This window comes from Rhodoferax potami (assembly GCF_032193765.1).
GTDB classification, from domain to species: Bacteria; Pseudomonadota; Gammaproteobacteria; order Burkholderiales; family Burkholderiaceae_C; genus Allorhodoferax; species Allorhodoferax potami.
Window position 1 is genome coordinate 140,987 of sequence record NZ_JAVBIJ010000001.1, and the last position, 19,704, is coordinate 160,690.

A 19,704-nucleotide genomic window follows, 5' to 3' on the forward strand; every position below is an offset into this window, starting at 1 on the left:
AGGGCGCTTGCGGCGCCCGGCGGGCGTGAGGGGGCTTACTCGGTGATGAGGCTGCGCAGCATCCAGGCCGTTTTTTCGTGGACGTCAATACGCTGGGTCAAGACATCTGCGGTGGGCTGGTCATTCGCGGCATCCACCACGGGGAACAGCTTGCGCGCAGTGCGCGCAGTGGCTTCTTGAGCGGCCAGCAGGTGGTGAATCATCTCGTTGGCTTTGGGCACGCCCTCGACCTCTTTGATACTGGCAAGCTTGGTGAACTCTTTGTAGGTGCCCGGCGCTGGAAAACCCAGTGCGCGGATGCGCTCGGCAATCAGATCCAGCGCGGTCCACTGCTCGGTGTACTGCGCCATGAACATGGTGTGCAAGCTATTGAACTGGGGGCCTGTCACGTTCCAGTGAAAGTTGTGCGTCATCAGGTACAAGGTGTAGCTATCGGCCAAAAGACCTGACAAGCCTTCGGCAATTTTCTTTCGCTCGCGTTCGCTGATACCGATGTCGATCGACATCTTGGGTGCCACATTTTTAGCCATAAATAGCGCTCCTAAAAAACAGGTCCTCGCACAACAGTGCGCGGTGAACAAGGGTGATTCGCCCCGGGGGCAGTGTCTCAGTCTAGCGCGCTCACAGCAGGACAGTGCAAGACTGCACTAAAACCTGTGGTGCCACTCAAAGGCTGCGGTTAGATTGACAAAGCGGCGTCATGTGGCTCTTGCCGCGAGACTTGGAGGGCAGCGAACGCATCGGGCACCGAATGAAAGAACTCACCGGAGAGCTCAGTCCACAGGGGTGTGTGCACCAAACGGTCTTGTACCGGGCCTTTCACCTCCGCAAAATGCATGCGGATGCCGCGATCCTTGAGGTCCCGGTTCAAGTTGAGCAGTGCCGCCATGGCAGAGGTGTCTACCCGGTTCACCGCGGTCATGACCCACACCACATCTTGGGTGTCTGGCGCCTGGGCGAGTTCCAGTCCGAGGCGTTCTTCCACCGCTTGCAAATTACCGAAAAACAGACTCTCGTCGATCCGCAACATCAGTGTCCGGGGCAGTGTTTCGGTGGCGTATCGGTTCACATTCCGGAACGATTGTGTGCCGGGCAGGCGGCCGATGACTGCGATATGTGGAGAGCTAGTGCGCCACAAAAGAGTTGCCAGCGACAAGCCGATACCCACGGCAATGCCGGTTTCAAGCCCCAGAGCCAGCACCCCCGATGCGGTGCCCAGCCATGCAATCGCATCCGCTCGGTCATAGGCCCATGCCTGGCGCAAAGCGGAGAGGTCGATCATTCCCCAGGCCGCAATGATGATGTTGGCCGCCAGAATCGCCAATGGAACATGGTTCAACCAGTCGGTGCCCAGCAGCAAAACAGCCAGCATGCTGATGCCGGAGACAATGCCAGCCAAGGGAGTCTGTGCCCCCGACGCCACGTTGATGGCCGAGCGGCTCAGGCCGCCCCCGACCGGCATACCGCCACTGAAGGTTGCCGCGATATTCGCAGCCCCCAGCCCGAGCAGTTCCTGGTTGGCATCGATGCGCTCCCGCCGTTGGGTGGCCAATGCTTGTGCCATGGTGATGCCTTGCACCATGCCGATAAAGGCAATCAGAAAAGTCGGGCCAACCAATGCGCTGAATACGGACGGGTGGGGCATCGAAAAGTCGAAAGATGCCCACTCCAGCGACACAGGGCCCACCACCGCGATGCGCTGGCCCGGGTCCAGGGCCAGCCCTTGCACTACCCAAGGGCAGACCAGTATCAACAACAAGGGAAACAAGCGTTGCCACATAGGCCAGCGCTTCAGACCTGCGCGCGCCAAGGCTAAGGCGACAACGGCGCCTACTCCCAGCAGGAGGGTTGGAACATGGATGTCGGGCACCCAAGCCCAAAGGCTATGCAAGAGCTGCCAGCTTGTATGTCCCCGGGCATCTATTCCGCCGATGAATCGCAGCTGGCTCAAGATGATGAGCAGTGCAGAGCCCGTGATAAATCCACTGACCACAGGCTTGCTCAGCAGTTGGGACAAAAAACCCAAGCGAGCCAGCCCGCACAACGTAATCAGCACGCCAGAGCCCAAGCTCAGCCACACGGCCAGCTGAAGGTAGAGCGCGCTCCCAACGGGTGCCAAGGGGCCCAGCACACTGGCCGTCATGATGGCAGTAATGGCTACGGGCCCTACCGCCTGCACCATGCTGCTGCCGAACCATGCGTAAGCGATTGCCGGCAATATGCTCGCATACAGCCCGGCCTGTGGCGGCAGGCCAGCTAGCAGAGCATAGGCCAAGCTCTGGGGAATGACCAGAACGGTGAGCAACACACCCGCTATCAAATCGTCTCGCAGGTGCTGCCTCGGGTAGTGGGGAATCCAGTGGGGTGTCAAAGGCATGCCGGATGCTAACCGGTGGGGCGGTGCTGTCTCTTTTGGTAACACAATGCAAATGCGTCAGCCTGCACCGGATGTGTGGCGTTGTGCGTTGAGTGCTTCACATTTATTTGAGGGTTTTTATGCGTGTTCCTTTTCCCCTGGCGGCTGCCGCCTTGCTCGTGGTCACTCTATCTGCTGGGCCTGCTCAAGCGCAGGAGCAACGAAGCACGCTCGCCGACCAGCAAGAAGTGGCGGTAACGATTTACAACGACAACCTTGCCTTGGTCAAAGATGTGCGCAAGGTACCGCTCAAGGCGGGCGCATCGGCGCTGGCGTTTCGCGATGTCAGTGCCCGTATGCGCGCTGAGACTGCGCTGATGCGCAGCTTGTCTTCCCCGGGCGCCCTGCGCGTTCAGGAGCAAAACTTTGACTTCGACCTCCTCACGCCCCAAAAAATGCTCGAAAAGTATGTGGGCAAGCAGGTCAAAGTGGTGCGCACCCATCCGACCACGGGTGCTGAAACGGTAGAGACCGCGACCGTTCTGTCGGCCAACAACGGCGTCGTGCTGCAGATCGGTCAACGCATCGAAACTGGCGTTCCCGGTCGCTTGGTGTTTGATGATGTGCCGCCTAATTTGCGCGATCGCCCCACGCTGGTCATGAACTTACAGAACACCGGACCGGCTCAGCAGGATGTGGAGTTGAGCTATCTCACAGGCGGCTTGTCGTGGAAAGCAGATTATGTGGTCGAGCTCAATGCGGCAGAAGATGCGCTGGATGTATCCGGCTGGGTCACCCTGACCAACACCAGCGGTGCAACCTATCGCAACGCCCGCCTGCAATTGGTGGCAGGCGACGTAAACCAAGTGGCCCCCGAAATGGCTACACGCGGACGCCCGCAGCTGATGGCGGCTACCGCCATGGCCAAAGCTGAGAGCGATGTGGTTGAGGAGTCACTCTTCGAATACCACCTCTACACCCTCGAGCGCCCCACCACGATTGCGGAGAATCAAACCAAGCAAGTTGCCTTGTTGTCTGCAGCGGGTGTTCCTGCACGCCGCGAGCTGGTGTTGCAGGGGTCGGATTACTACTACCAAGGGCTCTCGGGAGACCTGGGCACCAAGCTGAAGGTGGCGGCGTTTTTGGAGTTCGACAACAAAGAGGCTTCCCGCTTGGGTGTGCCTCTGCCCAAAGGCGTGGCGCGGGTCTATAAAAAAGACAAAAGCGGCAATGCCCAATTCATTGGCGAAGACCGCCTGGATCACACCGCAAAAAATGAGAAGGTCCGGCTGAAGCTTGGCAACGCTTTTGACGTGTCGGCAGACAAGAAGCAAACAGATTTCAAGCGGCTTTCCAACACCTCCAAATTTGGATTCGTTGCCGAGAGTGCCTATGAAGTCGTTCTGCGTAACGCAAAAAAAGAACCGGTAACTGTGACGGTGCAAGAGCCGATCCCCGGGGATTGGCAAATGCTGGCGGCCAGTCAGCCCCACACCAAGGTTTCGGCGAATATGGCTGTCTGGAAGGTGACAGTTCCTGCGGAAGGCAAAACAGTTTTGACCTACCGCACCTTGGTCCGGTATTGACCGTGGCGGGGCTTTGTCGGGATACTGCCCTTTTGATCTCTACCGACAAAGCCCATGAAGTCACTCAGCATTGCTCTCAAGTTGTGGCTGCCCGCCATCTCCGTCAGCATCGCGCTGGTCGCCATGGCGAGTGGCTCCGCACTGAGGACCATCCGCTCGCAAGCCGTGACAGTCGCGGAGCAATCTGAGCAACAAAGCAAACTAGAGATGAGTGCCCGCTGGTATGGCGTGGCGCAAGCCCAAGCCTTGCGCGGTATAGGCGCTGTACTGGCGAGCGAGCCCGCAGGAGCCCAGTTTTTGCTCGCAGGGAAAGAGGCCGGTGCGCAGGAAGAGGCCCGCTTGGAGTCTGAGCTCGGCCGCCTGAGGCAAAGCGACGCCGAGCGCGCCGCCTTGCAAGAGGTCCAACGCAGGGCGAGCACCTTAAAAGCGGCGATTACCCGTGCCGAAGCCCTGAAAGCCACAGGCGACATGTCGGCGGCGCTCACGCACATCCAAAACGTGACCCAGACCGAGCTCACTGCCTTTCTGGCAGCCCAACAGGCCATGGTCAAGTTGACAGAGGAGGGGGCGACTGCCTTGCGCGAAAAAGCAGGCGCAGAGCGGATGCGCACTGTCTGGTCCGTGGCCGGGATCATGGCTTTGATCGTGGTGTTGATCTCGTTGGGCACACGATTGCTGCAGCGCAACGTCTGCGATCCCCTGGACGAGGTGGTCCGGGTGGCCACTGCCATCGGCAATGGCAATTTGAACGTCCGTATCCACACCGAACGCCAGGACGAAATGGGCGATGTGTTGCGCGCACTCGCGCACATGACCCGCTCTTTGGCGGACCTGGTGGGCCAGGTTCATAAATCGACCGGCAGCATCACGGTGGCGAGCTCCGAGATTGCGCATGGCAACCAGGACCTGTCCAACCGCACGGAGACTACCGCCTACAACTTGCAGCGCGCAGCGTCTTCCATGGCGCGACTCAATGGCTCGGTGCAGCAATCGGCCGAAGCTGCCCGGCAGGCCAATGCCATGGCCGGGTCTGCCTATTCGGTGGCGGAGAGTGGCGGCACTTCAGTCGCGCAAGTGGTGAGCACCATGCACGAGATCCACGGGTCGTCCCGCCAGATTGTGGACATCATCGGGGTGATAGACGGCATCGCGTTTCAAACCAACATCCTGGCCCTGAACGCCGCTGTCGAGGCGGCACGGGCAGGCGAGCAAGGGCGCGGCTTTGCCGTAGTGGCCAGCGAAGTGCGGGCGCTAGCCGGGCGCAGCGCCGAGGCTGCCAAAGAAATCAAATCCTTGATCGGCAGCTCGGTGGCGAATGTGGAGCACGGCTCCCGCTTGGTGGATGGCGCCGGGCAGACCATGCAAGAGGTGGTGAGTGCGGTGCAGCGGGTCAGTGGAATCATTGCCGACATCACGGCATCGAGCGCCGAACAAAGCCAAGACATGCATGAAGTCAACGAGGCGGTGGGCGAGCTGGAGCAAATGACCCAGCAGAATGCAGCGCTGGTCGAGCAGAGCGCTGCAGCCGCCGCATCACTGCGGGAGCAGGCTGCATTGTTGGATCAACTGGTCGGGCGGTTTACTCTGCCTGACGCGAGTGCTACAGCGCTTTTGCCTCACACCGCCTCTTGAGTGCTTGCTTTCCGTCCGGCGCAAGGCTGGGCGTTTTTGCACCAATGTGGTGCAAATAGATGGCGCATGGGCCTGATCAGATATTTTTCTAAGAATTTTAGAAAAAGGCCTAAATAACCCCCTAAATCTGCCGTTAAGAACAGTACGTCAACTCCTAAAAGCCACCGGAGGGGCCGCAAGGTCTACCCAAAATGCAACTGCCAACCATTGAGCGAACCCCGAATATGCGCCCCGCCGGCGTAGACGCGGTGTCGTCTGGGGCAAATAGGGTTCTCCCAGTTGCTCCGGTCAACCCGCCTGCCGGTGTTACCAAGTCGATCGAGTCCAGTCCGGATGTGATCGACAAGGTGAACCCCGCACTTAAGCCCCAAAACAGCGGAGACGCGCCCTACGAGAGTGTGGCCGACCCGATGAAGAAGGGCAGTGACGCGGTGGTGGAGAAAGATTGGACGATTCAACGGCCCGCGAAGGAAAAGGTGGAGGATCCTCCTCCCAAACCGATTTCACAAGTGCTGATGGACCATCTCAAAACTATGTGGACTGCAAGCGCAAGCGCGGTGCAGATCGAGCAGGTCAAGAATCAGCTCACCACGCCACAGCCGGTGTCGCCGGCCGACGCGCCGGGACAGCTGGCCAAACAGGCGCTGGTCTACAGCCCCAGCAAAATCAAGAAAACAGAAGGCATGTGAGCTGACTCCACTCCGGTGGAGTTCGCCCGGCCACCTTGGGGTGGTCTAACATCTCGGACATGCATACATCCGCACTTGTCCTTTTTTCCGGCGGTCAGGACTCCACCACCTGCCTGGCTTATGCCCTCGAGCGCTACGAGCGCGTGGAAACCATCGCTTTCGACTACCGCCAACGCCACAACGTGGAATTGACCGCGCGCTTAAATGTGTTGCGTGAGATAAAAGCGCGCTTTCCGCAATGGGCCACCAAACTGGGCGAAGACCATTTGCTGGATCTGGCGGTGCTGGGTGAGGTGAGCGAGACCTCACTGACCCGCGACACCGCATTCAAGATGGAGGCCAACGGGCTGCCCAACACCTTTGTGCCCGGGCGCAACCTGCTTTTCATGACCCTCGCTGCCGCACTGGCCTACCGCCGTGGACTGCAAGTGATCGTGACCGGCGTTTGCGAGACTGATTTTTCGGGCTACCCCGACTGCCGAGACGACACCATGAAGGCCCTCCAGTTGGCCTTGTCGCTGGGCATGGACCAGCGCTTTCTGATTGAGACCCCGCTGATGTGGATCGACAAGGCCCAAACCTGGGAGCTGGCCCATGCGCTGGGCGAGCGCTCGGGCGAGCCCGGAGGCGGCAACGCCTTGGTGGACTTGGTGGTCGAGCACACCCACACCTGCTATCTGGGTGACCGCGCCCACCGCCAAGCGTGGGGCTATGGCTGCGGTACCTGCCCGGCGTGTGAGTTGCGGGCCAAAGGCTATGCCGGTTTTACAGACAAACTGAAGCGCGCAGCTGCCTGAGCGCCGGGGCTGGCTGCTTCTGCGGCTTGCGGGTTGGGCTCCAATATCCAGCGTTGGTTATGGAAGGCGGCAACACCCGGGCGGTGGGCAATGGATACCAGGGCACCGCCCTTTTCTGCCACTAAATCGCACATGCGTTGGTAGAGGACCGCCTCGGCAGCTTCGTCGAGGGCGCTGGTGGCCTCGTCTGCAAATAGCCATTGGGGTTTTTTGAGCAAAACACGGGCGATGGCCAAGCGCTGTTGCTCGCCACCAGAGAGCTTCTGGCTCCAGGCGTCTACGACATCCAAGGAATCCGCCAGATGGGGTAGCAAGGCATCGCGCAGTGCCTGTTGCAGTGCTGCGTTGGGGTATTGCGGCGCCAAAGCGGGGTAGGCGAGGGCGTCACGCAAGGTGCCGTTCGGGAAATAGGCACGTTGGGGCAGAAACATGCTGTCCGCGGGCAGGGCCACCGCCCCTTCCGAGTAAGGCCAGATGCCTGCCAGGGTGCGGAACAGGGTGGACTTGCCGCTACCTGACGGGCCTTGCAGCAGAATCCGGTCGCCCGGCTGCGCGTGCAGGCGCGTGTGGTCCAGCAGCGTAGTGCCGCCCGGCAAAGAAATACGCAAGGGGCTGGTGTCCAGCTGAGGTGCATTTGCTACTGTATTTATAGCGGCTTGCGCACGCTCCGTGAAGGCTATCGCCTTAAAAGATTCTTCAAAACTCGTGAGGCGATCGGTGGTGGCGCGCCAGCTGGCGAGGCTGCTGTAGGTGTCGACAAACCAGCTCAAGGCGCCTTGCACCTGACCGAAGGCACCTGAAATCTGCGTCAGTTGGCCCAGCTGAATGGCGCCGCTGAAAAAGCGCGGGGCCGCCACCACAAACGGGAATACCACTGCGGCCTGCCCGAAAAAGCTGGTGAACCAGATCAGCCCTTTTTGGGCCTTGATCAGCGCCAGGTTGTTGCTGAGCACCCGGCTGAAACGCTCTGCCATTTGCTCCCGCACGACGCGCTCCCCACGATCCAGCGCAATCGATTCGCTGTACTCGCGCGCCCGGACCATGTGGTGGCGGAAATCGGCTTCCACCCGCTGTTGCTCGAAATTGAGCGGGATCTGCTTGCGCCCGATGTAGTGGGTGATCACGCTGCCCACCGCGCAGTACAGCACCGCCATCCACACCATGAAGCCGGGAATCGAATAGTCCTGCCCCCCCAGCGTGAAGGCAAACGCACCGGAAAGCGACCACAAAATGCCCACAAAGCTGGCCAGGGTAACGACAGAGTTCAACAGCCCCATGCTGAGCGAGATGGTGTAGCTGGTGAATTGGTTGATGTCTTCCTGAATCCGTTGGTCCGGGTTGTCGGTGTGGGCGCCGTGGACTGCGGGTGCAAAGCGGGCCAGTTCCATTTGGTAAAAAGCCTGATGCGACATCCACTTGTGCAGGTAGTGGTCGGTCATCCAGGCGCGCCAGCGCATTTCGAGCAATTGGGTCAGGTAGAACTTGTAGACCGCGATCACGATAAAGCCAAAAGCCAGGTAGGTGAATCGCCCGAGTTGCTCCCAGAATACGGCCGCATTCTTCTCTTGGAGCGAGTCGTAAAACAAGCGGTTCCAGTCGTTAAACACCACCGCCATGTAGACCAAGGCCAGGTTGAGGGCCACGATCGCTGCCAACATGCCGCGGGCCTTCCATTTGTCCTCAGAAGAAAAGTAGGGCGTGGACAGAGCCACGGCGCGCTGGATAAATGCCCGGAACGCCGCCCATTTGGCGGACGCAGATGCCACAAGTGCCATGCAAAAAATCTCGGTTGAGGGAACAAGGCCGGCACCGCGCGGGGCGTTGCCGTGAGACCATGGGGCATATTAGCCGCGAAGTCCCGTGTGCCGCGGCTAAAGCCCTTGAAAGCCGCTGTGGTGGCCGTCGTCAGAGCGGCCGGACTCATCGACCTGGCGCTCGGTGTCTGCCGTTTCAGCGCGGCCTGAGTGCATTGACTCCGGGTTTCGCCGGTAGCCCACAAGCGCCCACCTGCGCCACGCTTGCGCATTGGCAGACAGATGGGCTTCGCCTGGTTTGTCCGAACCTTCACCGGCAAGCGGCTTGCGCGTGCGGGAGGTGAGGCCAGTGGATGAGTACGACATGGCCCTCAGGATAGACCGGCCCGTCGTGGCTGTCAGCCGGTTTTACATTGCTTTACCAAACCGGTTCTCGCGTTTACATCTGGCGAATACAGCTAGTTGCGCACGCCGCTGGCGACATGTCCGCTAGGGACATGGCGGGCGGCGGATTCGATGTGGCCGGTCTGGTCGTCGAAGAAAAAGTCCGGCTCAAACTCGCGCAGGAACTCGCCTTTGTCCAGTCCGCCGAGGAACATGGCTTGGTCGACATCGATGTTCCAGTTCATCAAGGTCAGAATCGCGCGCTCATGGGCCGGTGCGCTACGGGCGGTGACCAGTGCCGTACGGATACGGATGTGCGGAATACGCGCTTGTTGCAGGCGGTGCAATGCGACCAGCAGGGGCTTGAAGGGGCCGTCCGGCAGCGGCTGGGCCACCTTGTCCATCTCGTGTTTTTGAAAGGCGGTCAGGCCGCCGCTCTGGTAGACCTGTTCGGCCTCGTCACTGAAGAGTACGGCGTCGCCGTCGAAAGCAATACGCACTTCATTGGGGTGGTCGGCGCTGGCGTGTGCGCTGTGCGGGTACACCTGCGCGGCCGGCACGCCCGCTGCAAGGGCGGCTCGTACATCGCTCAAGTGGGTGCTCAAAAACAGGTTGGCATGCAAGGGCTTGAGGTATCGCCAAGGTGCCTCACCGCGTGTGAAATTGCCACGCTGGATCGCAAGCCCGTAGTGCTGCGCAGAGCGAAACACCCGCATACCCGAGACCGGGTCGTTGCGCGACAAGATGACCACTTCCACCCGCTGCGAGTCCGGCTCATTGAACGCCAGCAGCTTCTTGACCAGTGAGAACGCGACACCGGGCTTGGCCGGCACGTCCAGCCGCTGGCGCTGTAGCTGCATGTAGGCGTGGTCGTCGTTTTGTTCGAAAACCTGGTTTTCTTCTTCAAAGTCAAACAAGGCCCGGCTGGAAATGGCCACCACCAGCTTGCCGTCGAGGGTCAATCCCATGAGAAATCCTTATTTCGCATTCACGATGCCCTTGAAGTCGTAGGGCACCACAATGGTTTGTACTTTGCCGTTCGCCACGCCCTCGGCGATCTTGAGGTTGGCCATGGCATTCATGTAGCCGATGGCGCCGGCATTGGCATTCAAGGCGGCGATGCGCTCGGCTTCTTTCTTCGCCGTTTGCACTTCCACCTCTTTGGTTTTGAGCTCGTTTTGGGCGCGCACCAGTTCGTTGGCGCTTTGCACAATCACGTCAGCCGGGGTGATGGCGCGCACCTGCACTTGGGAGACGGCAATCTTGTCGCCCAGCTTTTCTTCGGTCAGGGTTTTGATGATGCTTTCGCGGATTTGCTGCTCCATCAGGGGCCGGTTGTCCGCCATCTTGAGCGACTCGTAGCCGCGTGCGACCTTGTAGGCCGCGTTACGCGCACTCAGGGCTACGTAGTTTTGCATCAGCAGGATGTCTCCCCCCTTTTCCGAGATGCCGTGGAAGGTGCGGTTCTTGGTGGTCCAGAGCTCGGACACCGCCGAGGGGTTGACGTTGTAAACCACTGTCATGTCGAAGTCTTTGACGGTGGAGTTGTCAGAGGCCAGCGGCGTCATGTTGTCGACGCCTACCGCCACATCCTGGATTTTGAAGGTGAGTATTTCGCCGACCACGGTCTGGTTGAACGAGCCGGGCAGGCGTTCGGTCGGGTCCACGGTTTTATCGAAATTGACGCGCAGGCCCACTTCGCCGGTTTCGATCCGGGTGCAGGCGCTGAGGCTCAGGGTGAGTGCGCCGACAACGAGCAGCAGTGGCAGGGAAAAGGGTCGCATGTGAACTAAGCCTCCTGGGTTTTCTGTGTTTTATTTGACGAGTTGGTTGAGCTGGATGATAGGCATGAGCACCGCCAGCACGATCAGCATCACCACCAGGCCCATGGCCACGATCAGCAAGGGCTCCAGCAGGGTGGCGAGTTGCAGGGCGCGTCGTTGCACCTCGGTGCGCAACTGCAGGGCTGCGCGGTCCAGCATATGGGGCAGGCGGCCCGTTTGTTCTCCGAGCCGGGCGAACATACTGAGCAGTGCCGGAAAACGCTGGTTGCGAGCCAAGGCGCTGGCTAGCGGGGCGCCCTCGCGCACCAGGGTCAGGGCCTCCAGCGCATCGTCGCGCATGGCGTGGTTGCTCAGCGTTTCGGCCGCGGCTTGCAAGGCCTTGAGAATGGGCACGCCGGCGGCGGCCAGCATGGCCAGGGTGCTGGCAAAGCGCGCGGCGTTGTAACTGCGGGACATGCGGCCCAGTACCGGCAGGCGCAGCCATGCAGCATCCGCTTTAGAGCGAAAAGCGGCGCCAGCCCACGCAATACGTGCGCCAAAGGCTCCTAAAACAATAGCAAATAGCACGAGCAGACCATACGACCGCACGGCATCGCTGATCGCCAGCATGATTCGGGTGAGCAGGGGGAGCGCCTGCTTGGAGCCCGCAAACACGTTGGCGATTTGTGGGACCACATAGGCCAACAGAAACAGCACAATGGCCAGAGCCACGAGGCTCACGATGGCAGGGTACAGCGCTGCGCCCAATAATTTGGAAGACAGGTTTTGTTGCTCTTCCAGGTCATCTGCCAGCCGCTCTAGCACCAGCCCGAGCTGGCCGCTTTGCTCGCCGGCGCTCACGACCGCCACATAAATGTCTGAAAACTCCCGCGGGTGCTGCGCCAGTGCAGTGCCCAGCGGCTTGCCGCCGTTGACCTCCGAGCGGATGGTGGCCACCACATCTCGCTGGGCTGGCGTCTCGGCTTCTTCGGCCAGAGAACTCAAGGCACGCTCTAAGGGCAGGCCCGCTGCCACCAGCCCGGCCAGCTGCCGTGTCCACACGGTGCGCTGCGCGTTATTGAAGGCACGTGAACCCCAGGCGCGGCGCGAGGTGCCCGGGGCGCTGCTGTCTACGCTTAGTGCCTGAACCTGAAGGGGCACCAACTGTTGCGAGCGCAACAGGCTGCGTGCAGATTTGGCCGTGTCGGCCTCTAACACGCCCGAACGGGATTTTCCGTCGGCATCAAGGGCTTGGTAGGAATAGGCAGGCATGGCGCAATAGTAGCGGGGCGCCGGGTTGCACGGGTTTTCCACCATGACAAAAACGTGCATCCACCGCATACTTCAATAAAAGCACGACCGTGCTATTTTGATGATTGCCTGACGACACAAACAGCAGGCCGGCCATCACCCGCGACAGCGCCCCCACCCGAGAGGTCGCAACGGTTTACGTTCTCAACTGGCATCCCTTCAACCCCATCGACCCTCAGAGGTCCCGAGGAGACAACTATGAAGATGAAGCGAATCGTAATGGGCTGGCTGGCCGCGTGTACGCTGGCTATCGGCCTGCTGCCGGCGTCTGCGCAAGCGGCCGGTTACACCCAAACCAAGTACCCTATCGTGTTGATTCACGGCTTGTTCGGTTTCGACAATATTGGCCCCGTGGAATACTTTTATGGCATTCCGTCGGCCTTGCGCGCAGACGGTGCCCGGGTGTTTGTGGTGCAGGTCTCTGCTGCCAACAGTACCGAAGTGCGAGGCGAGCAATTGCTCACGCAAGTGCGGCAAATTTTGGCCGCTACCGGCGCAGGCAAGGTCAACTTGATGGGCCACAGCCACGGCGGCCCCACCGCCCGCTACGTTGCATCGGTGAGGCCGGATCTGGTGGCATCGGTCACGAGCATCGGTGGCGTCAACAAGGGCTCTGCCGTGGCAGACGTGTTGTTGGGCGTGGCGCCCGCCGGCAGTCTTCAGAATACTGCGCTGGTGTCAGTCACGAATGGACTGGCCAGCATCATCAACTTCTTGTCCGGGGGCGGCGGCAACACCCAAAACTCGCTGGCAGCAGCGCAGTCCCTCAGCACCGCCGGTACCTTGAAGTTCAATGCCAAGCACCCCCAAGGCGTGCCGACCAGCGCTTGCGGCGAGGGCGCTTACAGCGTCAACGGGGTCGCCTATTACTCCTGGAGTGGTGCCAAACCGTATAGCAACGTGCTCGATGTGGTGGACCCCGCACTGGCATTGACCTCGCTGGCGTTTGCAGGCGCGAAAAACGATGGCTTGGTGAGCAGCTGCTCGTCGCGTCTGGGTCGTGTCATTCGCGATGATTACGCCTTCAACCATCTGGATGAGGTCAACCAGACGGTAGGCTTGACCAATATTTTTGAAACCAACCCGGTCACCTTGTTCCGGCAACAGGCCAACCGCCTGCGCAACGCCGGTTTGTAATGCGACTGCGCAGCAAGGCACTCGCGGGTTTGGCAGGCTTGGCAGGCTTGGCCCTGCTGGGTTGGTGGGGTGCCAATGTGTGGCTGGGGGGCGACTCGCCAACCGGCGACCAAAACGCGGGTACCGGTGCGATAGCCACCGGAGCCGCCCGCTCGCTGCAGGGCACCGCACCCGATGGCTTGCAAGCGGTGCAAACCATGGGGCTCCACGCTTTGCCCACGCAGTGCCGCGAAGCGGGCTGCACCGTGTTGCCTTACGCAGAACTCAAGCGTCTGTTTGATTACTACCTGAGCACCGTGGGCGAACTCAGTGTGGAGGCTATCGGTGCGCAAATCCGCACCGTGCTAGCCCAAAACCTGAAGCCTGTGCAACTGCCCCAAGCCGAGCGCTTGTTGGAGCGGTACCTGTCGTTCAAAAAGGCGCTGGTGGTGGTAGAGCAGCAATTCGTCAAAACGCCTCCGAGCAACGCGGTACTCCGCGAGCGGTTTGAAGCCATGCGCGTGGTGCGCGCCCGTTTTTTCAGCGCGGAGGAGGCTCAAGCGATGTTCGGCGCCGAGGATCTGCATGACCTCGATGCACTCGCCCGGCTCGATATCGTGAACGATGCACAGCTTTCCCCGCAAGACAAGCAGGCTCGCTTGGCCGCGCTGGACAAGCAGCTCCCCCTAGCCTGCGCGAAGACCGGGAGGCGCCACGCGCAGTCATCAAGCTGGAAGCGCAGGTGGCCGCTTTGCGCGCGGCCGGCGCAGGGGAGGACGAGGTCTACCGCGCGCGCGCCAAAGCATTTGACAGTGCAGCAGCGGGCCGCTTTGCCGAACTGGACCAAGAAGAGCGGGCCTGGCAGGAGCGAATTGCCAGCTACCTGGCTGAGCGAAGCCGGCTTTTGCAGGGCGCAAGTGCGCTTGCGGACACTGAGCAAGCAGCAGCCGTGACAGCGCTGCAACAAGCCCGATTCACCGAGGCTGAGCGCAAACGGCTGGCGGCCTACGAGCCCTGAATGCAAAAAGCCCTCCAGCGCTGTACGCTAGAGGGCTTTACGGGTTAAACCAAATTAGTTGGTTTGGGTAGCAGGGTACAGGTTAGGGTAGATGTCGTTGAGCTTGTGACCGTTTGCTGCGGTGTACTCATCGCTTGCATCCTTGTCAGCCACGATATCGCCAGTGCGGAGTGCCTCGGCCAGTTCTGCACGCACTTGTGCGCGGGTCTTGCCAGTCACGGTTGCCTTGGCAGGGTAAGCGGCTGGGTTCAATTCATTGAGCTTTTTGAATGCACCGGAGCTGAACTCGTCAGCAGCAGCATCCTTTCCAGCCACGATGTCGCCAGTGCGTTGGGCTTCGGCCAGCTCTGCACGAACTTGTGCGCGGGTCTTGCCAGCAACGGCAGCCTTGGCGGGGTAAGCGGCTGGGTTCAATTCATTGAGCTTTTTGAAGGCTCCGGAGGTGAACTCGTCAGCAGCGGCGTCTTTTCCGGCAACGATGTCGCCAGTACGTTGGGCTTCAGCCAATTCAGCGCGCACTTGTTCGCGGGTTTTGCCGACGTTGTCAGCAGCTTGTGCATGTCCGGTCAACAAGGCAGCAACAGCAAGAGCGATAGAAGCGGTAGCGTATTTCATGATTCAGATCCTTCATCAGTTGTGGATTCCGGTCGGTAGGCACAGTGCCTGTCGTTACCGGTATCGACGGGGCGTTTCAGGTTCGTCACATCGATGGGTTGAACTTTAAAGATCCAAGCACATCTGAAAAATACCTCCACAGACAGTGGTGCATTACGCCGTTTGAAATAATCGCGGCCTTGAATAGATTGAAAGGAGACCCATGGACCGACTAATGTCAATGCGGGTTTTCCAGAAAGTGGTGGACGAAGGTGGATTTGCAGCAGCAGCTCGCGCCCTCGACATGTCATCTGCCGGTGTCACCCGCCAGATCGCCGATCTGGAAGAGTTTTTGGGCGCCCGCTTGTTGCACCGAACGACAAGAAAAGTGTCTCTAAGCCCCGCCGGTGAGGCTTACCTGGGGCGAGTGCGCACTATTTTGCAAGACATCGATGAGGCGCATGAATTCACCAGCTCCCAGACCCATGAGTTGGCCGGAGAGCTGCGTTTGCTCTCGCCGCCGGCCTTGGCCTCGCACGTGATCAGCCCCATCATTGCCGGATTTACTGCCAAGTACCCGGGGATCTCCTTGCACATGGATGTGGAGTCCTATGACGTGCCGCCCGTGGAGGATTACGACGTCACCATGCTCCCCACCGAAGGGGACTACGACGGCAATGTGATTGCAAGGCGCGTCTCCAGCACCCAGTCCATTCTGGTGGCTTCGCCTGCCTATCTCAAGCGCATGGGGACCCCGCTCACGCCCGACGAGCTGATCCAGCATGATGTGCTGCGCCTCAAAACGCCGAGTGGGAGTTTTGACCAGTGGAAGTTGCTCAATACCGGAGCCAATGTCAAACGCAGTTTCGATTTGATACAGCTGTCGAACGCAAACGCGGCGTGGATTTGATACACCGTTGTGTGGGGCGATTGTCTGTTTTGTCTTTGCTTGTCTTTCAAGCAGTCAGTGGCTCGCCACTGACTGCTTGGCGCCCTTAGGCTGCCTGTTCCTCCTGTGTATCAAGGTGACTGCGTTTTCGTTTGAGTAGGGTATTGCTGCTGGCGGCAATCACACCGGCACGCCGCTTATCTTTCAGGCGATAGGAGTCTCCTGAAATCGGGACCACATGGGCGTGGTGGAGCAGTCGGTCAAGTAGCGCCGCTGTCAGCGTGGCATCGTCTGCAAACGTCTGGTCCCATTGCCCAAACGGCAGATTGGAGGTCAGGATGAGACTTCCCACTTCATAGCGTTTGGCAATGACTTGGAACAGAAGATTCGCCTGTTCCCGATTCATGGGAAGGTACCCGACCTCGTCAATGATCAACAGCCGGTAGGGACGCACGATGCGTTTGATAGCCTCTTCCAGGGTGTTCTGCCGTAGTGCCGTGCTCAGTGTCATCAGCAGATCTGCCGCCGTGATGAAACGCGTCTTGATTCCAGCCTGGGTTGCCCTGTAGCCCAAGGCGATGGCCAAGTGGGTTTTGCCCACCCCACTGGCGCCCAGCAAGACCACGTTCTCGCTGCGCTCCACGAAGGCCAGACTGCCAAGCTCCTGTACCAGGGGTTTGGGCACGCCGCTGGCAAACTGGAAGTCAAACTCATCAAGCGTCTTGATGGCGGGGAAGCCCGCTATGCGCGTGAGCATGGCGCGTGTTCTCTCCACTCTGGCTAGAGCCTCGCCACGCAAGGCTTGCTCCAGGAACTCCAGGTACCCCAGCTCTTTCTTGGCCGCCATTTGCCCCAAGTGGGCAAGCTGATCGGGTAAGTTGAGCAGGCGCAGCTGATCACACAGTTCACGCAGTCTTTCCATTTGCAGGCTCATGGTCGTCCTCCTGCTGAGGCTTGGTTGTGCACCAGCGTGTCATACATCGCCAGAGGATGCTGCAGGCCTCGCCATGCCGCGGCTGGAATTGGCCGGACTGCTGCGCCGCTACCGGTGACTTTTTGCAATTGACGCACTGTTCGCCCACTGTAGGCGCTGGGGATGGCCAGCAGATGTGTGCGCTCCTGTTGCAAAGCCAGTGCCGGCACACACCCAGTGGTTCCGTGGATCCGCACATTGGCAACGTCACGCAGCCAGGTGCGCATTTCCCGATTGGCTGTGTCCGCGTCCACCACCAAGCATTGCTGCTTCATACTCGCCACCAATGGCACCCAGAAGCTGCGCCGGATGTAGCCATTCATGCGTTCGACTTTGCCCTTGGTCTTGGCCCGATAGGGCTTGCACACCCGCGGCACAAAGCCATGGTGGTGCGCAAAGTCAGCAAAGGCACCCTGGAACTGGTGCAGGTTCTTGCCGTAGGCGTCACGCTTGAGGATGACGGTCTTCATGTTGTCGTACAGCACTTCACGGGTGACTCCACCAAAGCTCTCGAACGCCCTGACATGGCACGCCAGTAGTGTCTCCAGCTTCATGTCTGTGACAAACTCCGCGAAGGTCGCCCGGCTGTGGCCAAGCGTTGCCACAAACGCCGCCAACATGCCGTCTTTATGCCCAGACTTGCGGAACTCGATCCAGTCCATCTGCATTTGCTCACCGGGCTGGGTCTCGAACCGCACAACCGGATCCGGGCGCGCCTGTGGACGCAACTCCTTGAGGTACTCCTGCAGGATGCGCACGGAGCCCGTATACCCCTGTGCGGCAATCTCACGCTGCAGCACCGTTGCGGGAATCCAATCAGGCTTGGCCGCCTGAATACGTCCAGCCAAGTAGTCCTTGAATGGATCGAGCTTGCTTTTACGTTCCGGCAGTTTCTTCATGGCCGGCGGACCGCCCTCCAAATACTTACGCACCGTGTTGACTGCCATTCCAGTTTGCGCCGATATCTCGCGCAAGCTCAGCCTGTGCTTCCTTAAAACCTTGAGTTCCATGTACTCCTCGTTCGTAATCATTGCCAGTCCCATCCATGGTTCGGATGGCTTGGCACGTTAGTCGAGGTGTATCAATTCCTCACCGCGTTTGCGTGTCATTTTCATACTGCGCGTGACACCAACGACCACGAGGTCACGTTTCCCGTTAAACCCAAACTCTGGGTGAACCACAGCGACACTTTGGTCCGTGCCGCGATGGATGGTGCGGGTATCACCTCGGCGGCCGTGACGCTGGTGGCGCCGCAGTTGACCGACGGCACCTTGGTCCGCGTGTTGTCACCCTGGATCGGTGGGCATCTGTCGCTGTATGCAGCGTTGCCCAGCCGCAAGTTTTTGCCGGAGCGTACCCGCGTATTTCTGGAGTACTTGACCGAGCAAAGTCGTGCCCGCGCGGATGCGATGGTGAAGGCCTGCACCCGCTGCTAAGCGGGGCGGTGTCAGTCCCGGACTACGCGCAACAATTCTTCGCGGCTGGTCAGGCCGCTGCTGACCAGTCGCTCACCGTCTTCGCGCAGCGGCACCATGCCTTGTCGGGTGGCGGAGGTGCGGATGTCGGCTTCTGAGGCGTTGTGGTGGATCAACTCGGCAATCGTGTCATCGGCCACCAGCAATTCGAAAACACCGGTACGCCCGAGGTAGCCGGTATGGCCGCAGGCCTCGCAGCCTTTGCCCGCACAGGCCTTGCAGGTTTTGCGCACCAAACGCTGAGCCAGTACGCCGCGCAGCGAAGAGCTCAGTAAAAAGGGCTCCACCCCCATGTCGATCAAGCGGGTGACCGCACTAGCCGAGTCATTGGTGTGCAGTGTGGCCAGCACCAAGTGACCGGTCAGCGAGGCCTGGATGGCGATTTGGGCGGTCTCGAAATCCCGGATTTCGCCGATCATGATCACATCCGGGTCTTGCCGCAATATCGCCCGCAGGGCTTTGGCAAACGTGAGGTCGATCTTGGGGTTGACCTGCGTCTGGCCGACGCCCGGCAGCTCGTACTCGATCGGGTCTTCGACCGTCATGATGTTTTGGCGTGCAGCATCCAGCCGCCCGAGCGAGGCGTACAAGGTGGTCGATTTGCCCGAACCGGTGGGGCCTGTCACCAGAATGATGCCGTGGGGCTGGGCAATCAGGCCTTCAAAGCGGCGCAACACATCGCCCTGCATGCCCACCGCCTCCAGGCTGCGCTGGTCCTGGCTCTTGTCGAGCAAGCGCAGTACCGCCCGTTCGCCGTGGGCGCTGGGCAAGGTGCTGACCCGCACATCGACGGCGCGGGTGCCGATGCGCAGCGAAATGCGCCCGTCTTGCGGCAAGCGCTTTTCTGAGATGTCCAGATCAGCCATGATCTTGAGCCGCGAGATCAAGGCCGCATGCAAGGCGCGGTGGGCTTGCACCACCTCGCGCAGGGACCCGTCTACCCGGAAGCGGACTGATGAGTTGCGCTCAAACGGCTCGATATGGATGTCACTGGCCCCGTCGCGTGCGGCTTGGGTGAGCAATGCGTTGAGCATACGGATGATGGGGGCGTCGTCTGCGGTTTCCAGCAGGTCCTCGACCGCGGGCAGCTCTTGCATCATCCGCGTCAAATCGGCCTCACCCTGCACCTCGTTCATCACCGTGGCGGCGCTGGACTCGCCTTGGGCGTAGGCCATGCTGATGCGCTGGGCCAATTCCGCTGCATCCTGGGTTTGCAGGTGGTCGATGCGGTGCTTGCGCATCACCTCAGAAATGGCAGAGGCCGCGGTGTCTGCGTGAACCCAGAGGTACAGGCGGTCGTTGTCGTCCTCCAGCAGCAGCTGCTGGCTGCGCGCGAACGCATAGGGGAGCGGGTAGCGCATGTACAA

The 19,704-nt window shown here is 60.2% G+C and carries 18 protein-coding genes and 1 pseudogene; 8 read left to right on the top strand and 11 right to left on the bottom strand.

Annotated elements, in window-relative coordinates; genetic code table 11:
- Positions 1-35: 35 nt before the first annotated feature.
- Positions 36-530, bottom strand: a complete 495-nt coding sequence (locus RAE21_RS00685; protein ID WP_313874032.1) for a Dps family protein — start codon at positions 528-530, stop codon at positions 36-38.
- 149 nt (positions 531-679) lie between these two features.
- On the bottom strand, positions 680-2,377 hold the full coding sequence (locus tag RAE21_RS00690; protein ID WP_313879674.1) for a SulP family inorganic anion transporter: 1,698 nt from the start codon (positions 2,375-2,377) through the stop codon (positions 680-682).
- Between the two features lie 119 nt (positions 2,378-2,496).
- Here RAE21_RS00690 and RAE21_RS00695 point away from each other — a divergent pair, with 119 nt between their 5' ends.
- The 4 genes from RAE21_RS00695 to queC all read left to right on the top strand — a co-directional run bounded on the left by RAE21_RS00695 (position 2,497) and on the right by queC (position 7,060).
- Positions 2,497-3,942, top strand: coding sequence for a DUF4139 domain-containing protein (locus RAE21_RS00695; RefSeq protein ID WP_313879675.1), 1,446 nt, complete (start codon positions 2,497-2,499; stop codon positions 3,940-3,942).
- A gap of 54 nt (positions 3,943-3,996) precedes the next feature.
- Positions 3,997-5,574, top strand: coding sequence for a methyl-accepting chemotaxis protein (locus tag RAE21_RS00700; RefSeq protein WP_313879676.1), 1,578 nt, complete (start codon positions 3,997-3,999; stop codon positions 5,572-5,574).
- Between the two features lie 191 nt (positions 5,575-5,765).
- A complete protein-coding gene (locus RAE21_RS00705; RefSeq protein WP_313879677.1) occupies positions 5,766-6,263 on the top strand; it encodes a hypothetical protein in 498 nt (165 codons plus the stop codon).
- Between the two features lie 59 nt (positions 6,264-6,322).
- Positions 6,323-7,060, top strand: a complete 738-nt coding sequence (queC, locus tag RAE21_RS00710; protein ID WP_313879678.1) for a 7-cyano-7-deazaguanine synthase QueC — start codon at positions 6,323-6,325, stop codon at positions 7,058-7,060.
- Here the strand turns inward: queC and RAE21_RS00715 are convergent.
- The 5 genes from RAE21_RS00715 to gspF form a co-directional block, all read right to left on the bottom strand.
- Complete coding sequence (locus RAE21_RS00715; protein WP_313879679.1) at positions 7,018-8,835, bottom strand: ABC transporter ATP-binding protein/permease; 1,818 nt, start codon at positions 8,833-8,835, stop codon at positions 7,018-7,020. The genes queC and RAE21_RS00715 overlap by 43 nt on opposite strands.
- Positions 8,836-8,931: 96 nt before the next feature.
- Positions 8,932-9,180 (bottom strand): hypothetical protein, encoded by a 249-nt coding sequence (locus RAE21_RS00720; RefSeq protein ID WP_313879680.1) that lies wholly within the window; start codon positions 9,178-9,180, stop codon positions 8,932-8,934.
- Between the two features lie 92 nt (positions 9,181-9,272).
- Positions 9,273-10,166 (bottom strand): 5'-nucleotidase, encoded by an 894-nt coding sequence (locus tag RAE21_RS00725; RefSeq protein ID WP_313879681.1) that lies wholly within the window; start codon positions 10,164-10,166, stop codon positions 9,273-9,275.
- A 9-nt stretch (positions 10,167-10,175) separates the two neighbouring features.
- On the bottom strand, positions 10,176-10,982 hold the full coding sequence (locus RAE21_RS00730) for an SPFH domain-containing protein (protein ID WP_313879682.1): 807 nt from the start codon (positions 10,980-10,982) through the stop codon (positions 10,176-10,178).
- A gap of 30 nt (positions 10,983-11,012) precedes the next feature.
- Positions 11,013-12,233 (bottom strand): type II secretion system inner membrane protein GspF, encoded by a 1,221-nt coding sequence (gspF, locus tag RAE21_RS00735; RefSeq protein ID WP_313882620.1) that lies wholly within the window; start codon positions 12,231-12,233, stop codon positions 11,013-11,015.
- A 243-nt stretch (positions 12,234-12,476) separates the two neighbouring features.
- Here gspF and RAE21_RS00740 point away from each other — a divergent pair, with 243 nt between their 5' ends.
- Positions 12,477-13,409, top strand: coding sequence for a lipase family alpha/beta hydrolase (locus RAE21_RS00740; protein ID WP_313879683.1), 933 nt, complete (start codon positions 12,477-12,479; stop codon positions 13,407-13,409).
- Positions 13,410-13,606: 197 nt separating this feature from the next.
- Positions 13,607-14,406 (top strand): annotated as a pseudogene (locus RAE21_RS00745) (lipase secretion chaperone).
- Between the two features lie 54 nt (positions 14,407-14,460).
- Here the strand turns inward: RAE21_RS00745 and RAE21_RS00750 are convergent.
- Positions 14,461-15,021 carry a DUF4148 domain-containing protein gene (locus tag RAE21_RS00750; RefSeq protein WP_313879685.1) on the bottom strand — a complete coding sequence of 187 codons (561 nt, stop codon included), beginning with the start codon at positions 15,019-15,021 and terminating at the stop codon, positions 14,461-14,463.
- A 202-nt stretch (positions 15,022-15,223) separates the two neighbouring features.
- Between RAE21_RS00750 and RAE21_RS00755 the strand changes: the two genes are divergently transcribed.
- The gene (locus RAE21_RS00755) at positions 15,224-15,910 is read left to right on the top strand and encodes a LysR family transcriptional regulator (RefSeq protein ID WP_313879686.1); all 687 of its coding nucleotides are present in this window, start codon (positions 15,224-15,226) and stop codon (positions 15,908-15,910) included.
- 85 nt (positions 15,911-15,995) lie between these two features.
- Here the strand turns inward: RAE21_RS00755 and istB are convergent, their stop codons facing one another.
- Together istB and istA are read right to left on the bottom strand one after the other, a co-directional pair.
- Positions 15,996-16,823, bottom strand: coding sequence for an IS21-like element helper ATPase IstB (istB, locus tag RAE21_RS00760; protein WP_313879687.1), 828 nt, complete (start codon positions 16,821-16,823; stop codon positions 15,996-15,998).
- Positions 16,820-17,893, bottom strand: coding sequence for an IS21 family transposase (gene istA, locus RAE21_RS00765; protein ID WP_428984048.1), 1,074 nt, complete (start codon positions 17,891-17,893; stop codon positions 16,820-16,822). The genes istB and istA overlap by 4 nt, the downstream gene beginning before the upstream one ends.
- A gap of 45 nt (positions 17,894-17,938) precedes the next feature.
- On the opposite strand from istA, the gene RAE21_RS00770 reads away from it, so the two are divergent.
- Positions 17,939-18,298 (top strand): LysR substrate-binding domain-containing protein, encoded by a 360-nt coding sequence (locus RAE21_RS00770; protein ID WP_313879688.1) that lies wholly within the window; start codon positions 17,939-17,941, stop codon positions 18,296-18,298.
- Positions 18,299-18,309: 11 nt separating this feature from the next.
- On the opposite strand, the gene RAE21_RS00775 is transcribed toward RAE21_RS00770, so the two are convergent.
- On the bottom strand, positions 18,310-19,698 hold the full coding sequence (locus RAE21_RS00775) for a GspE/PulE family protein (protein ID WP_313879689.1): 1,389 nt from the start codon (positions 19,696-19,698) through the stop codon (positions 18,310-18,312).
- Between the last annotated feature and the right edge of the window lie 6 nt (positions 19,699-19,704).